Genomic DNA, 17,949 nt, shown 5'->3' with positions numbered 1-17,949 from the left:
GGCGACCTGGCGCAGTACCGCAGCGATGGCGTGATCGAGTACGTCGGTCGCATCGACCATCAAGTGAAAATCCGTGGATTCCGCATCGAACTGGGCGAGATCGAAGCGCGCCTGAATGCCCTGGCAGCGGTGCGCGAAGCGTTGGTGCTGGCCCAGGAAGGGCCGAGCGGCCAGCAACTGGTGGGTTACGTGATTCCGGCGCAAGTCGGCGAGGACGAAGCCGGCCTGCGCGAGCAGATCAAGACTCAGCTCAAGGCCGAGCTGCCCGACTACATGGTGCCGACGCACCTGCTGTTCCTCGAACGATGGCCACTGACCGCCAACGGTAAGCTCGACCGCAAGGCCTTGCCGACCGCCGACGCCAGCCAGGTCCAGCAGGCCTACGTGGCGCCGCAAAGTGAACTGGAACAACAGATCGCGGCAATCTGGCAGGACGTGCTCAAAGTGGACCGGGTCGGCTTGAGCGATAACTTCTTCGAGCTGGGCGGCGACTCGATTGTCTCCATCCAGGTGGTCAGCCGCGCCCGTCAGGCGGGCATCCGCTTTACCCCCAAGGACTTGTTCCAGCACCAGACCGTGCAGGCGCTGGCGAGCGTTGCCCAGACCGGTGGACAGGCGCCGGCCATCGATCAGGCGCCGAGCGAAGGGTCGACGCAGCTGTTGCCGATCCAGCAGGCGTTTTTCTCCGAGGCGATTCCCGAGCGTCATCATTACAACCAGTCTGTGTTGCTGAAACCGGCCAGTCCGTTGCAAGCGTCGGTGGTAGAGCAGGCCCTGCAGGCGTTGGTGCTGCACCACGACGCCTTGCGATTGTCTTTCCGTGAAACCGCCGAAGGTTGGCGCGCCGAGCACCGAGAGGTGGCGGCGCAACAACAGGCTTGGGCGGGCAACGGTTTGCTGTGGCAACGTGACGTGGCCGATGCCAGCGCGCTGGAAACCCTCGCCAATCAGGCCCAGCGCAGCCTCGACCTGGACACCGGGCCGCTGTTGCGCGGGGTGCTGGCGACCTTGGCCGATGGCAGCCAGCGCCTGTTGCTGGTGGTTCATCACCTGGCGGTGGACGGTGTGTCGTGGCGAATTCTGTTCGACGACCTGCAAACCGCCTACCAGCAGTTGCTCGCCGGCCAAGCGCTGCAATTGCCGGCCAAGACCAGCTCGGTCAAGGCGTTTGCCGAGCAGCTGCAAGCCCATGCTCGCAGCGCGCAACTGCAGCAGCAATTGGCCTACTGGCAAGGGTTACTGCACGACGCACCGACCGACCTGCCGTGCCTCGACCCGGAGGCGATCGGGCAAAACCGTGAGGCCGTCACCGTTCAAACGCGGCTGGACGCGCACTTGACCCGGCAGTTGCTGCAAGAGGCGCCGGCGGCCTATCGCACCCAGGTCAATGACCTGTTGCTCACGGCCCTGGCCCGGGTGATCTGTCGCTGGACTGGCCACGACAGCCTGTTGCTCCAGCTCGAAGGCCACGGTCGCGAGGAGCTATTCGCCAACGTCGACCTGACCCGCACGGTCGGATGGTTCACCAGCCTGTTCCCGGTGCGGTTGTCGCCGGCCGTCGAACTGGCGGACTCGATCAAGTCGATCAAGCAAGGGCTGCGGACGATTCCCGACAAAGGCGTGGGCTTCGGTGCGCTGCGCTACCTGGGCGACGATGCCTGTCGGGCGGCCCTGGAAGCCTTGCCGGTGCCGCGCATCACCTTCAACTACCTCGGTCAATTCGACGGCAGTTTCGATCAGGACCAAGGCGCGCTGTTCAGCCCGGCCAGGGAAAGCGCCGGTGACGAGCAGAGCCCGCTGACCACCCTGGGCAACTGGCTGACGCTCAACGGCCAGGTGTTCGATGGCGCGCTGCGGTTGGGCTGGACGTTCAGTGCGCAACAGTTCGAGCCGGCGACCATCCAGCGCTTGGCCGATGACTACGCCCGTGAGCTGGCGCTGTTGATCGCCCATTGCTGCGACCCGACGAGCCAGGGCATGACGCCGGCGGATTTCCCTTTGGCCGGCCTGACCCAGGCGCAACTCGATGGCCTGGCGCTGTCGGCGCGCGGGGTGGAAGACCTTTACCCGCTGGCGCCGATGCAGCAAGGCATGTTGTTCCACAGCCTGTACGAAGCGGGCAGTGGCCAGTACATCAACCAGATGCGCCTGGACATCAACGGCCTCGACCCGCGGCGTTTCGAGGCGGCCTGGCAAGCGGCGGTCGATGCCCATGACAGTCTGCGCAGCAGTTTTATCTGGCAGGGCAGCGAGCGCCCGGTGCAAGTGGTGCACAAGCAGGTGCGCGTGCCGTTCACTTCCTTGGACTGGAGCGCCCGCGCCGATGTCACCCAGGCCCTGGCCGAACGGGCGGACGCCGAGCGCGAGCAGGGCTTCGACCTGGCCTGCGCACCGTTGCTGCGTCTGGTGCTGGTGCGCATCGCTGAGCAGCGTTACCACCTGATCTACACCCATCACCACATCCTGATGGACGGCTGGAGCAACTCACAGTTGCTCGGCGAAGTGCTGCAACGCTATGACAGCCAGGCCCTGCCGCGCCCGGCCGGGCGGTATCGGGACTACATCGCCTGGCTGCAAGGCCGCGACGCCCAGGCCAGCGAGACCTTCTGGCTGGGGCAGCTGCAAAGCCTGGAGGCGCCGACCCGCCTGGCCGAGACCGGTTTCGCGCCGCTGCAATCGACGTTGGAAAGCAGCCATGCCAGCCACTATCACGACCTGACGCCCCAGCAGACCCAACGCCTGAGCGAGTTCGCCCGTCAGCAGAAAGTCACCCTCAACACCGTCGTCCAGGCGACCTGGCTGTTGCTGCTGCAGCACTACACCGGGCATGCCACCGTGGCCTTCGGCGCCACCGTGTCGGGACGCCCGAGCGAGCTCAAGGGGGTTGAGCAGCAGATCGGCCTGTTCATCAACACCTTGCCGGTGATCGCCAGCCCGCGTCCGGAGCAACCGCTGAGCGCACTGCTGCAACAGATCCAGGGCCTGAACGTGGCCTTGCGCGAGCACGAGCACACGCCGTTGTTCGAGATCCAGCGCTGGGCCGGGCAGGGCGGTGACGGTTTGTTCGACACCTTGCTGGTGTTCGAAAACTACCCCGTGTCCCAGGCCCTGCAAGCGCAGGCGCCCTCGGGCTTGAGCTTCGGCAGTGTGGCCAGCCAGGAACAGACTAATTTCCCGCTGACCCTGGCCGTCAATCTAACTGACATCCTGAGCCTGCACTTCACCTATGCCCATGCTGCTTTCCCTACACACACCGTCGAGCGCCTGGCTGAGCAGGTGGCCCACGTGCTCGCACAAATGGTGAGCCTGCCGGCCGACCGTTGCGTGGGCGACATCCAGCTGTTGGATGAGGTGACCCGCGACAGGCTGCTGCACGACTGGAACGCCACCTCGGTGGTGGAACCGCCTCGGCGCCCGGTCCATCAATGGATCGAGGCCCAGGCCCGCAGTACCCCCGACGCGTTCGCCCTGGTCAGCGAGCAGGAGACGCTCACCTACGCCCAGCTCAACGCCCGGGCCAATCGCCTGGCCCATGGCTTGATCGAACGCGGCGTCGGCCCCGACGTGCTGGTGGGGTTGGCGCTGTCGCGCAGCGTGCAGATGGTCGTCGGCTTGCTGGCGGTGCTCAAGGCCGGTGGTGCCTATGTGCCGCTGGACCCGGCTTATCCACAGGATCGCCTGGCGTACATGGTCGAGGACAGCGGCATCGCCTTGCTGCTCACTGAAACCGATGTGCTGCCGCTGTTCGGCGACGCTGCCGTGGCCGCGCTGCTGTTGGATCAGCCCGACCAATGGCTGGCCGGCTACAGCGAACGCGACCCGGGCGTAATCATCGACGGCGAGAATCTCGCCTACGTGATCTACACCTCCGGCTCCACCGGCAAGCCCAAGGGCGTAACCCTTCGCCATGCCGCCCTGAGCAATCACATGGCGTGGATGCAAGGTTGCCTGAAACTGACCGCCGATGACCGCGTCCTGCAAAAAACCGCGATCAGTTTCGATGCCTCGGTCTGGGAGTTCTGGCTGCCGTTGATGAGCGGCGCGCAACTGGTGCTCGCCAGCCCGCAGCTGAACCTCGACCTGACCACCCTCTGGGCCGACGTGGCGCGCTGGCGCATCAGCGTGCTGCAAATGGCGCCTTCGCTGTTGCAAGCGTTGCTGCCCCTGGCGACTCGCGAGCAACTGGCCTCCCTGCGCCTGCTGCTGTGCGGTGGCGAAGCCCTCAGCGCGCACTTGTCGCGCCAGGTCATGGCGCTGTTCGATGGCGAGTTGCGCAACCTCTATGGCCCGACCGAAGCGACCATCGACACCAGCAGCCATGCCGTGGTGCGCGGCAGCGAAGACGACGCCGAGCGGATCATCGCCATTGGCCGTCCCATCGATAACGTGCGCACCTTCGTGCTGGACGCGGCGTTGCAGCCTTGCGCCGTGGGCGCCGTCGGCGAGTTGCACATCGCCGGTGATTCCCTGGCCCGTGGTTACCACCAACGACCGGCACTGAGCGCCGAGCGCTTCATCCCCGACCCGTTCGCGCCAGCCCCGGGTGGTCGCCTGTATCGCACCGGCGACCTGGCCCGTTATGGCGCGGAAGGGGTGATCGAGTACCTCGGCCGGATCGACCATCAAGTGAAGATCCGTGGCCTGCGCATCGAGTTGGGGGAAATCGAAGCGCGCCTGCAGGCCGATGCCGATGTGCGCGATGCGGTGGTGCTGGCGCGGGACGACGTGAGCGGGCCGAACCTGGTGGCCTACCTGGTCGGCCAGGACAGCACGCTCGACAGCCCTCTTGAGCAGGCCAGCCTGAGCGACCGGCTCAAGGCGCGACTGGCGGCCCAGGTGCCGGACTTCATGGTGCCGACCCATTGGGTCTTTCTCGACCACTTGCCGCTGACCCCCAACGGCAAGCTCGACCGCAAGGCCTTGCCGGCACCGGACACCCGTGCTCTGCAGTCGGCTTACCTCGCACCGCAGAGCGACCTGGAATGCCGGGTCGCGGCCATCTGGCAAGACGTGCTCAAGGTCGAGCAGGTCGGGCTGGGCGACGACTTCTTCGAGCTGGGCGGGCATTCGCTGCTGGTGGTGAGCGTGGTCTCGCGCCTGCAACTGGAACTGGGCCTGACCTTGACCCCGCAACTGATTTTCCAATTCCCGGTACTCGGCGCGTTCGTGGCGCAACTCGAGCCTGCCGGCGAACCCATGAGTACGTCGAAATTGAGCAAGCTTGAAGCGCTGCTCGATGAATTTGAGGAGGTTTGATGGACACCGCTGTCGCACAACGTATTGCCAGGCGCTTCATAACGCTGCCGCTGGAAAAACGTCGCTTGTACTTGCAGAAGATGCTCGAAGAGAACGTTTCCCCGGCGAACCTGCCCATTGCGCCCGTCAGTGCCGAGTTCGACACGTTGTCGCTGTCGTTTGCCCAGGAACGCCAATGGTTCCTGTGGCAGTTGGACCCCGAGAGCGCGGCTTATCACATGCCCACGGCCCTGCGCTTGCGTGGGCCGCTGGACATCGCTGCGCTGGAGCAGAGTTTCACGGCGTTGGTGGCGCGTCACGAGAGCCTGCGCACCACCTTCCAGACCCAGGGCGAGCAGGTCGTGCAGCAAGTGCATGCGGCGGCGCCGGTGCGTTTGCAGGTAGACACTTTGGAACAACGGCCGGACGAGACGCAACTGCGCCAGTTGATCGAAGCCGAAACCCGCCAGCTCTTTGACCTGCAACAAGGGCCGTTGCTGCGCACACGCCTGCTGCGGTTGGCGGCGGATGACCATGTGCTGATCGTGACCTTGCACCACATCGTTGCCGATGGCTGGTCGATGCAGGTGATGGTCGAGGAACTGGTCAACGGCTACGCCGCCTTCAGCCAGGGCCACGCGCCGGAACTGCCGCCGCTGCCGATCCAGTACGCCGACTACGCCATCTGGCAGCGGCACTGGATGGAAGCGGGCGAGCGCGAACGCCAGTTGGAGTACTGGACCGCACGCTTGGGTGGCCAGCAACCGGTGCTGGAATTGCCCACTGACTTCCCGCGTCCGGCGGTGATGAGCTATCGCGGCGCGCGGCTCGAACTTGCCATCGATGCGGTACTGGCCGGCGACCTCAAGCACATGGCCCAGCGCGAAGGCGTCAGCCTGTTCATGCTTCTGTTGGCCTCGTTCCAGGCGCTGTTGCATCGCTACAGCGGCCAGAACGATATCCGCGTCGGCGTGCCGACGGCCAACCGCAACCGGGTCGAAACCGAGCGCCTGATCGGCTTTTTCGTCAATACCCAAGTGCTCGACAGCGATATCCAGAGCCAGGATTCGTTTGGTGCCCTGCTGCAACAAGTGAAGCAAACAGCCCTGGGCGCCCAGGCTCACCAGGAGTTACCGTTCGAACAACTGGTCGAGGCGTTGCAGCCTGAGCGCAACCTGAGCCACAGCCCGCTGTTCCAAGTGATGTTCAACCACCGGACCGAAGGCCCGGCGGGCGAGGGGCCGGTCGGTGCGTTGAAAGTCGAGGGGCTGCACTGGGACTCGCACACGGCGCAATTCGACCTGACCCTGGAAACGCTGGAGCACGGCGAAGGGCTCTCGGCAGGGCTGATCTATGCCACCGATCTGTTTGGTGCCGAGACGATTGCGCGCATGGCCGGGCATTGGCAGAACCTGTTGCGGGCGATCGTCGCCGACCCGGCGCAGCGCATCGGTGAATTGCCGTTGCTCGACGCGGCCGAGCGCCAGGCCCAGCTCGACGACGGCCAGCGCACCCCGTCGCCGGCACCCGAGGCGGGTTTTGTCCATCAGCTATTCGAGCTACAAGCGGCGCGCACCCCGGACGCCCCGGCGCTGGTGATCGACGGCGAACGCTGGAGTTACGGCCAACTCAATGCCCGGGCCAATCAGTTGGCGGGGAAGCTGCAGAGCCTCGGCGTGGGCCCCGATGTCCTGGTCGGCATTGCCGTGGAACGCAGCGCGCACATGCTGGTGGGCCTGCTGGCGATCCTCAAGGCCGGCGGCGCCTACCTGCCGCTGGACCCGGCGTTCCCCCAGGACCGCCTGGCGTACATGATCGAAGACAGTGGCATCGAGCTGCTGCTGACCCAAAGCTCGCTGCTCAACCAGTTGCCCCTGTCCTGTGGGAGCGAGCTTGCTCGCGATAGCGGTGGTTCAGTCAATGATGATGCCGGGTGTGCCGACGCTATCGCGAGCAAGCTCGCTCCCACAGGGTCCGGTGTTGGCGTTAAGACATTGGTGTTGGACCAGGAGGGTGACTGGCTCGACGGCTATGCCTGCGAGGCGCCGGCGACGCGCCTGGATGCGGAGCACCTGGCCTACGCGATCTACACCTCCGGCTCCACCGGCAAGCCCAAGGGCGTGATGGTGCGCCACGGCGCGCTGACCAATTTTGTCGCGAGCATGGCCAAGGCGCCGGGCATGACGGCCCAGGACCGGGCGTTGTCGCTGACCACGTTCTCGTTCGATATTTTCGGCCTGGAAATCTACGTGCCGCTGATGGTCGGCGCGTGCATCGTGCTGACCGGCCAGCACGTCGCCCAGGACCCGTACGCGGTGTTGGCGCTGATCGCGGCGGAGCAGGTCAACGTGGTGCAAGCCACCCCGTCGACCTGGCGCATGTTGCTGGACAACGAGCACGCCGAGGGTTTGCGCGGCTGCAAGTGCCTGTGCGGTGGCGAAGCGCTGCCCCGGGAACTGGCCGTGCGCATGCTCGCCCTCGGCGGTGAAGTGTGGAACCTCTACGGCCCGACGGAAACCACCATCTGGTCGGCCCTGCACCCGTTGCAAACCCAGGCTGCGCAACCGTGGCTGGGCGGACCCATCGACAACACCGCGCTGTACATCGTCGGCGCCGATCTGATGCCGGTGCCCTATGGCGTGGCCGGTGAATTGCTGATCGGCGGCCAGGGCCTGGCCCGGGGTTATTTCCAGCGCCCGGCGCTGACTGCCGAACGTTTCGTGCCCCATCCGTTTGTCGCCGGCGAGCGTCTGTATCGCACCGGTGACCTGGCGCGCCAGCGTGCCGACGGCATCCTCGAATACCTCGGGCGCATCGACCATCAGGTGAAGATCCGCGGGTTCCGTATCGAACTGGGAGAAATCGAAGCGCGCCTGCTGGAACAGGGCAGCGTGCGCGAAGCGGCGGTGTTGGCCCAAGAGGCACCGGGCGGTCAGGCGTTGGTGGCGTACATCGTTCCAAGCGCCGAGCTGAATGACCTGGACGCCACCGCCCAGAGCGACCTGCGTGACAGCCTCAGCGCAGGGCTCAAGGTCAACCTGCCCGACTACATGGTGCCGGCGCACATTGTGCTGGTGTCGCGCTTCCCGCTGACGCCCAACGGCAAGCTGGATCGCAAGCAGTTGCCCAAGCCCGATGCCAGCCAGTGGCAGAAAACCTATGTCGCGCCGCAGACACCCGTGCAGCAGGCGGTGGCGACGATCTGGGCCGATATCCTCAAGGTCGAGCGGGTGGGTCTGGACGACAACTTCTTCGAACTGGGCGGCCATTCCTTGCTGGCCACCCAGGTGATGTCGCGGATTCGCCAGCAACTCAATATCCAGGTGCCGTTGCGCCTGCTGTTCGCCCATCGCAGCCTGCGGGGGTTTGTCGAGGCCCTGGGCACGGCATCGGCGAATGATGAACCGAGCATTCCACGCATTGCTCGCGACCAGCCGCTGGCGCTCTCGTTCGCCCAGCAACGGCAGTGGTTCCTCTGGCAACTGGAACCCGCCAGCAGCGCCTATCACATTCCCGCCGCGCTGCATTTGCGCGGGCCCCTTGACCGTGCCGCGCTGCAACAGAGTTTCGATGCACTGGTGGCGCGTCACGAGAGCCTGCGGACCCGCTTCGTGCTCGACAATGAGCGTCCCCTGCAAGTGATCGATGCACCGGCGGCGCTGACCCTGGCGGTCGAATCGGTGCAAGCCGGTATCGATGAACCGGCCTTGCGCGGCTTGATCGAAGCCGAAACCCGACGACTGTTCGATTTGCAGCGCGGTCCGTTGCTGCGGGTCAAGTTGTTGCAACTGGGGGCTGATGATCATGTGCTGATCCTGACCCAGCACCACATCGTGTCCGATGCCTGGTCGATGCAGATCATGGTCGACGACCTGCTGCAGTTGTACACAGGTTTCAGCCAGGGCCAGCCCGTGGCGTTGGCGCCGCTGCCGATCCAATACGCTGACTATGGCCACTGGCAGCGGCAATGGCTGGCGGCGGGGGAGCAGCAGCGTCAACTCGATTACTGGATCGAGCAGTTGGGCGGCGAGCAACCGATTCTCGAACTGCCGACCGACCATCCGCGCCCGGCCCAGCAAAGCTATCGCGGCGCACGGCTGCCCATCGTCATCGAGCCGGCTTTGGCCGAAGGCCTCAAGCGCCTGGCCCAACAGCACAACAGCACGCTGTTCATGCTCTTGCTCGCCGGCTTCCAGACCTTGCTGCACCGCTACAGCGGCCAGGATGACATCCGTGTCGGCGTGCCGATTGCCAACCGTAACCGGGTGGAAACCGAGCGCCTGCTGGGCTTCTTCGTCAACACCCAGGTGCTCAAGGCCGACATCGACGGCAACCTGCGGTTCGACCAGTTGCTCGATCAGGTCAAGCAACGCGCACTGGGCGCCCAGGCCCATCAGGATCTGCCGTTCGAACAGCTGGTGGAACGGCTGGAACCGGCGCGCAACCTGAGCCACACGCCGCTGTTCCAGGTGATGTTCAACCATGCCAGCGAGGCCCGCCGGGATCTGTCGGTGTTGCCGGGCCTGAGCCTGGAGCAACTGACCTGGGACTCAGGCACCGCGCAGTTCGACCTGACCCTGGACACCTTCGAATACGCCGATGGCCTCAGTGCCGCGTTGACCTATGCCAGCGACCTGTTCGAACCGGGCACCATCGCCCGCCTGGGCGAGCACTGGCTGAACCTGTTGCGTGCCATCGTCGCCAACCCGACTCAGCGCATCGCTGAACTGCCGATGCTGGACGGCGTGCAGCGGCGCCTGATCGTTGAGGAGTGGAACCGCACCTACGCCGACTACCCGAACCATATTCCGGTGCATCAGTTGATCGAAGCCCAGGTCGAGCGCGATCCTCACGCTGAGGCACTGGTGTTCGAAGGGCAGTCGCTGAGCTATGCCCAGCTCAACGCCCGCGCCAACCAGTTGGCCCACGCCTTGATCGCCCGCGGCATTGGCCCGGATGTGCTGGTGGGCATCTCGGTGCAGCGCAGCGTGGAGATGGTCGTCGGCCTGCTGGCGATCCTCAAGGCCGGCGGCGCCTACGTGCCGCTGGACCCGGAATACCCGCCGGAGCGCCTGGCCTACATGATTGAGGACAGCGGCATCGAGCTGCTGCTGACCCAAAGCTCATTGCTCAACCAACTACCGCTGTCCTGTGGGAGCGAGCTTGCTCGCGATGGCGGTGGTTCAGTCAATAGTGATGTTGGAGGTGAGGGCCTCATCGCGAGCAAGCTCGCTCCCACAGGTGGGAGTGGTGTCACCACGTTGGTGCTGGATGGGGACGACGACTGGCTGCGGGGCAACCCCACCGACAATCCGCCATCCCGGGCCAGCGCCCAGAACCTGGCCTATTTGATCTACACCTCCGGCTCCACCGGCAAGCCCAAGGGCGCCGGCAACAGCCATGGCGCGCTGACCAACCGCTTGTGCTGGATGCAACAGGCCTATGGCTTGGAGGCCGGTGACAGTGTCTTGCAGAAGACCCCGTTCAGTTTCGACGTGTCGGTCTGGGAGTTCTTCTGGCCGTTGATGACCGGCGTGCGCCTGGTCGTCGCGGCACCGGGCGATCATCGTGATCCGCAGAAACTGGTCAGTCTGATCCAACGGGAAAGCATCACCACCCTGCATTTTGTGCCGTCGATGCTGCAAGCGTTCGTGCTCGACGCCAACGTCAGTCGTTGCACCCGCCTGACCCGCATCGTCTGCAGCGGCGAAGCCCTGCCGGTGGATGCCCAGCAGCAGGTGTTCGCCAAGTTGCCCAATGCCCGGCTGTATAACCTGTACGGTCCGACCGAAGCGGCCATCGACGTGACCCATTGGACCTGCCGCGACGAAGGGCGCGATGCGGTGCCGATTGGCGAGCCGATTGCCAACCTGCTGACCTACATCCTCGACGATGAACTGAACCCGGTGCCAAGCGGCGTCAACGGCGAGCTGTACCTCAGCGGCCAGGGCCTGGCCCGCGGTTATCACCGCCGTCCCGAACTGACCGCCGAGCGTTTCGTCGCCAGCCCGTTCGTGGCCGGCGAGCGGCTGTACCGCACTGGCGACCTGGCGCGCTATCGCCCTGACGGGGTAATCGACTACATCGGCCGGATCGACCATCAGGTGAAGGTCCGCGGGTTCCGTATCGAATTGGGTGAGATCGAAGCGCGCCTGCTTGAACATGAGACGGTGCGCGAAGCGGTGGTGGTGGCCCAGGACAGCCGCAGTGGCAAGGTGCTGAGCGGCTACGTGGTCGCTCACGCCGATGCAGCCGGCGACTGGTCGCTGCTGCGCGAGACGCTCCTGGCCCATTTGCGCCTGAGCCTGCCGGAGCACATGGTGCCGACGCACCTGACCCGCCTGGAACACATGCCGCTGAGCCCGAACGGCAAACTCGACCGCAAGGCGCTGCCGGCGCCGGACCTGGCCGAACGCCAAGAAGCATTCACCGCACCGGTCAACGCCATCGAGCGGGCGCTGGTGGACATCTGGCAAGGGGTGCTCGGCGTCGAGCGGGTGGGTACTGCCGACAACTTCTTCGCCCTGGGTGGCGACTCGATCAATTCGATCCAGGTGGTCAGCCGGGCACGTGCCCAAGGCATCGGCCTGACCCCCAAGGACCTGTTCCTACACCAGACCATCCAGGCCCTGGCACGGATCGCCACGGCGGCCGATGAAGGTGTGAGCGACCAAGGACCGGTCACCGGTGACAGCTCGCTGGTGCCGATGCAGCACTGGTTTTTCGCCAGCGATATCCCGCACCGCGATCACTGGAACCAATCGGTCCTGCTGACCCCGCGCGAACCTTTGGAGATCGCCCCTCTGCAACAGGCCCTCCAGCACGTGGTGGCCCATCACGATGCCCTGCGCCTGCGGTTCACCCAGGCCGACGATGGCCGCTGGCATGCCAGCCATCAGGCCGTGGATGAGCAATCGCTGGAGATCTGGCAACGCACCGCCCAGGACGCCGTCGAGATCGTCGCCATCGCCGACCAGGCGCAACGCAGCCTCGACCTGCAACACGGCCCATTGCTGCGCTGCAGCCTGATCGCGGTGCAGGACGGCAGTTCGCGCCTGCACCTGGCGATTCATCACCTGGTCATGGACGGCGTGTCGTGGCGGGTGCTGCTGGAAGACCTGCAAAACGTCTATCGCCAACTGCGGGCGAACCAGACGCCGGCCTTGCCGGGCAAGTCCACGGCGTTCAAGGCCTGGGCCGCTCAGTTGCAGGATTACGCCCACAGCGAAACCCTGAACAAGGAACTGGATTATTGGGTCGGGCAATTGGATCAGCCTCTGCCACCGTTGCCACGGGCCCGGCCCGAAGGCAGCCAGGCCGCGGCCCATGGCCGTTCGGTGAGCACACGCCTGGACGCCACCCAGACCCAGCGTCTGCTCAAGCAAGCGCCGACGGCCTATCGCACCCAGGTCAACGATTTGCTGCTCAGCGCCCTGGCGCAAGTGGTCTGCCAATGGACCGGGCAACCGGCCTGCCTGGTGCAGCTCGAAGGCCATGGCCGCGAAGAGCTGTTCGATGGCATCGACCTGAGTCGCACCGTCGGTTGGTTCACCAGCCTGTTCCCGGTGTTGCTGACACCGGCCAGCGACCCCGCCGAGTCGATCAAGCGGATCAAGGAACAGCTGCGCGCGGTGCCGAACAAGGGCCTGGGCTACGGCGTCCTGCGCTACCTCGGCGCCGAAGCGGTCCAGCAGCGGCTGGCAAAACTGCCGCCAGCGCGCATCACCTTCAACTACCTGGGGCAATTCGACCAGAGCTTCGATGAGCAGGCGCTGTTCGTGCCGAGTGAGGAGGGCAGTGGCGCAGGGCACGGCGATGACGTGGCGCTGGGCAACTGGCTGACCATCGACGGCCGGATCTTCAACGGCCAGTTGTCCCTCGACTGGACCTTCAGTGGCGATGTCTTCGACGAGGCCACGCTCCAGCAATTGGCCGATGCCTACGCCGTGGCGTTGCAACAACTGATCGACCACTGCTGCACCGACGGGCACCAGGGCCTGACACCTTCCGACTTCCCGCTGGCGCGCTTGAGCCAGTCGCAACTCAACGGCTTGCCGGTGCCGGTGGCGCAGGTGGAGGACATCTATCCGCTGTCGCCAATGCAGGACGGCATGCTGTTCCACACCCTGGCCGACGACAGCTCCGGCTTGTACATCAATCAGATCAGCCTGCCGGTGCACGGCCTGGACACCGAGCGTTTCGCCCGGGCCTGGACCGCGGTGATCGAGCGCGAGGACATCCTGCGCACCAGTTTCCACTGGCAGGATGGCTTGAGCGTGCCGGTGCAAATCGTCCATCGTCACGTTGAATTGCCGTTGCAGATCGAAGACTGGCGTGGACAGGACATCAGCGAGCAGGCGATCAGCGCCCGGGCGACCGCCGATTACCTGGCCGGTTTCGACTTGGGCTGCGCGCCCTTGCAACGGGTGCTGTTGCTGCGCCTGGAAGACGACCGCTACCAGATGATCTGGACCTGTCATCACATCCTCATGGATGGCTGGAGCAGTTCACGGTTGTTCGGTGAGGTGTTGCAGTTCTACGCCCATGGGCAGGTGCCCAGCCGCAATGGTCGCTACCGCGAGTTCATCGAATGGCTGCAACACCAGGACCAGGGTGCGTTGGAGCGCTTCTGGCGCAGCCGCCTCGATACGTTGGAACAGGCGACTTCCCTCAACCAGGCGATGTTCCCGCGGCATGTCGCGGCATTGCCGGGGCACGAGGCGCTGTATTCGCGCTGGGACGCGGCGCAGACCGCACGCCTGCAACAGGCCTGCCGCGCCTTGCAGATAACGCCGAATACCTTGATCCAAGGGGCGTGGCTGCTGTTGTTGCAACGCTTCACCGGGCAGAACACCGTGGTCTTCGGCGCCACCGTCGCCGGGCGTCCGGCGGGGCTGGTCAACGCCGACAACATCCTTGGCCTGTTCATCAACACCTTGCCGGTGATCCAGACCCTGGACGCCGAGCAGCCTCTGGATCAATGGCTGCAGCAGTTGCAGGCCTACAACCTGGATCTGCGCGAGCATTCCCATGCGCCACTGGCGGACATCCAGCGCTGGTCGGGCCTGGGCGGGCAGGGCTTGTTCGACAGCATCATCGTGTTCGAGAACTACCCCATCGACGAACGCCTGGGCGAGCAGCAGGACACTGGCCTGAGTTTCGGCGACTCACGCAATCATGACGTGACCAACTTCCCGATGGACCTGGCGGTCAACCTGGGCGACACGCTGTCCATCGAGTACCTGTTCCTGCGCAACGCCTTCAGCGTCGAAGCGGTGGAGCGCATCCGCCGGACGATGGAAGACACCCTGGAAGCGATGATCCATGCGCCCCACGCGTGCCTGGGCAACCTGCAGCGCTTGTCGCTGGAACAGTGGCAGGCCTTCGAGCAATGGAGCGCGGCGCCGAACGGCTGCTATCAGCCACAGTTGTTGCCGGAATTGATTGGCCGGCATGCCCAGTCGCGTCCGCAGGCCACGGCGCTGGTGTGTGGCGACGACTCGCTGGACTATGGCGAACTGGAGCGTCGGGCCAACCGCCTGGCCCACCGTTTGATCGAACTCGGTGCCGGCCCGGAAGTGGTAGTCGGCGTGGCCCTGGAGCGTTCGGTGGACATGGTCGTGGCGCTGCTGGCCGTGATGAAAAGCGGTTCGGCCTATGTGCCGCTGGACATCGATTACCCGCCCGAGCGCCTGGCGTTCATGATCGAAGATTCGGCCATGGCGCTGTTGCTGACCCACAGTCGGGTGCAGGGGCGTTTGCCTGATCTCGACGGTTTGGCGCGCCTGGCCATCGACGGTTTCGACAGCCGTGGCTACAGCGACTTGCCGCCGCGCAGCGGTTTGCTCGGCGGCAATCTGGCCTACCTGATCTACACCTCGGGTTCCACCGGTCGACCCAAAGGCGTCGCCGTGGCGCACGGGCCGATGAGCATGCATTGCCAGGCCATCGCCGGGCTGTATGACATGGACGAACACACCCGCGAACTGCATTTCATGTCGTTCGCCTTCGACGGCGCCCATGAGCGCTGGCTGAGCACGTTGTTCAGCGGTGGCACCCTGGTGATTCGCGACGGCATGCTGTGGACGCCGGAGCAGACCTTCGACGCCTTGCACCGCCACGGCATTACCATCGCCTGCTTCCCGCCGGCCTACCTCAAACAACTGGCCGAATACGCCGCCCACAGCCAACTGGCGCCACCGCCGGTGCGGGTGTACTGCTTCGGTGGCGATGCGGTGCCGGACCAGACCTTCGAGCAAGTGAAGGCGGCGCTGCGTCCGCAATTCTTCACCAACGGCTATGGTCCGACGGAAACCGTGGTCACGCCGATGCTGTGGAAGGTGCCAGCCAGCGAACGTTGCGAAGCCGCCTACGCGCCGATCGGGCGGGCGGTGGGCGAGCGCGCCTTGTATGTGCTGGACGACAACCTCAACCCGTTGCCGCCGGGCATTGCCGGTGAGTTGTACATCGGTGGCGAGGGCATCGCCCGTGGTTATCACCATCGTCCGGACCTGAGTGCCGAGCGCTTCGTACCGGACCCGTTCGGCCAGCCGGGCGATCGCCTGTACCGCAGCGGCGACCTGGTGCGCCAGCGCGCCGACGGGGTGCTCGATTACGTCGGGCGTATCGACCACCAGATCAAGGTGCGGGGTTTCCGCATCGAACTGGGGGAAGTCGAGGCCAGCCTGCGGCAACTGGACGACGTCAGCGATGCGTTGGTGATCGCCCGCGACAGTGCCTCGGGCAAGCAACTTATCGGCTATGTGGTCACCCCCGATGGGGTGGCCATCGGTGATCGGCTCAAGGCGGAACTGCGGGTGCAATTGCCGGATTACATGGTGCCGGCCCAGGTCATCTGCCTGGAGGCGTTGCCAGTCACGCCGAACGGCAAGCTCGACCGCCAGGCCCTGCCAGAGCCGGAATTCAAGGGCGCCGAGTATGTGCCGGGGCGCAACCGCGATGAGCAGCTGTTGGCCGAGATTTGGGCCGAGGTGTTGCAAGTCGAGCGGGTGGGCATCACCGATAATTTCTTCGAGTTGGGCGGTGACTCGATCCTCAGCCTGCAAGTGGTCTCGCGGGTACGCAACCATGGGGAGCTGAAGATGGAACTCAAGCTGCGGGACCTGATGCGCGGCCAGACCATCGAGGCGATTTTCGACCAGCGTTCGAACACGCTCGCCGTGACGGTCGAGGACGTGACCCAGGTGGCCGCCGAAGGGCAATTCAACCTGATTCCGATCCAGCAATGGTGGTTCGACCAGCGCATGAGCGAACCCCATCACTACAACCAGGCGTTGATGTTGCGGGCGCGCCAGGCGCTGAACCTGACGGCGCTGGAACTGGCGTTGCGTGGCATGCTGCAGCAGCACGACGCCTTGCGCCTGCGCTTCAGTGAGGTCGGCGGGCGTCAGTTGCAACATTACCAGGCGTTGGAAGAGATGCAGGCGCAGTGGGCCAGCGAACCCTTGCTGTGGCAGCACACCGTGGCCGATGAAGCCGAGCTGGAGTTGTATGCCGAACAGGTGCAACGCAGCCTTGATGTGCACAACGGGCCGGTGTGGCGCACCGCGCACGTGACCTTGGGCAGTGGTGAAATCCGCGTGCTGATGGTCATTCATCACCTGGTCATCGATACCGTGTCGTGGCGTTTGTTGTTGCAGGATTTGCAGACGGCTTATACGGCCTACTGCGACGGCCAGACACCGAACCTGCCGATTCGCACCAGCAGCTACCGGGCCTGGGCCGAGGGCTTGCAAGCCTATGCACGGGATTATCCGGCGCAGGAAAAAGCCTGGTGGCTGGAGCAGATCGACCAGCCGGGCAGCGAGTTGCCGTGTGACAACCTGCGGGGCAAGAACCAGGTGCAGTACCAGTCGGTCGCGCATTTGAGCCTGTCGGAGCAGCACACCCAGCAATTGCTCAAACAGGTGCCGGCGGTCTACCAGACGCAGATCAACGACGTGTTGCTGGCGGCGTTGAGTCGGGTGTTGTGCCGCTGGAGCCAGCAGCCTTCGGTGCTGATCCAGCTGGAGGGGCATGGTCGCGAGGACCTGGTCAAGGACATCGACCTGAGCCGCAGCCTCGGCTGGTTCACCAGCATGTTCCCGGTGCGCCTGGCCCCGAGCCCTGAAGCCGACATCGGCACGTCGGTGCGGGCGGTGCAACGGCAGTTGGCCGCCGTGCCGAACAAGGGATTGGGCTATGGCGTGTTGCGCTACATGAGCGGCGAGCCGATGGCCGCGACCTTGGGCCGCGCGCCCCAGGCGCGGGTGACGTTCAACTACCTGGGGCAGTTCGACCAGAGCTTTGACGACAAGGCACTGCTGGTGCCGGCGGCGGAAAGCTACGGCAGCTGCTACAGCCCCCATGCTGCGCTGGGCAACTGGCTGGAAGTGGTGGGACAGGTGTACGACGGGCGCCTGGCGCTGCGCTGCATCTTCAGCACTCGCCGCTACCGTGCCGAGACCGTCGAGGGATTGATGCGCGCGTACCAGGAGGAACTGGAAGCGTTGATCGAGCACTGCGTGGCGCAGGCCGCTTAAGTCTTGGGGTGGGTCTGTGGGAGCGAGCCTGCTCGCGATGGCAGCGCATCAGTCAACCTCGATGTTGGCTGGACCAAAGCTATCGCGAGCAAGCTCGCTCCCACAGTGGATCGTTGGTGCTCATGCATGCAATGCCCCACCACCATTCCCTTGTGGGAGCGAGCTTGCTCGC

General features: G+C 65.0%; 2 protein-coding genes. Both read left to right on the top strand.

The features are described 5' to 3' along the window. Positions 1 to 5,256: amino acid adenylation domain-containing protein (locus tag AC3A5O_RS21345; RefSeq protein ID WP_487753690.1), on the top strand; the 5,256-nt coding region annotated here is incomplete at its 5' end. After that, complete coding sequence (locus AC3A5O_RS21340; protein ID WP_487753689.1) at positions 5,256 to 17,777, top strand: non-ribosomal peptide synthase/polyketide synthase; 12,522 nt, start codon at positions 5,256 to 5,258, stop codon at positions 17,775 to 17,777. The genes AC3A5O_RS21345 and AC3A5O_RS21340, both read left to right, overlap by 1 nt. Positions 17,778 to 17,949: the final 172 nt, after the last annotated feature.

It is taken from the genome of Pseudomonas sp. Soil_N_39, from assembly GCF_057655955.1.
This window is presented reverse-complemented; position numbering and strand designations above follow the sequence as displayed.

Bases quoted from the DNA above. Each gene is read 5' to 3' on its own strand.
- AC3A5O_RS21340 (WP_487753689.1), top strand. From the start codon at position 5,256: ATGGACACCGCTGTCGCACAACGTATTGCCAGGCGCTTCATAACGCTG.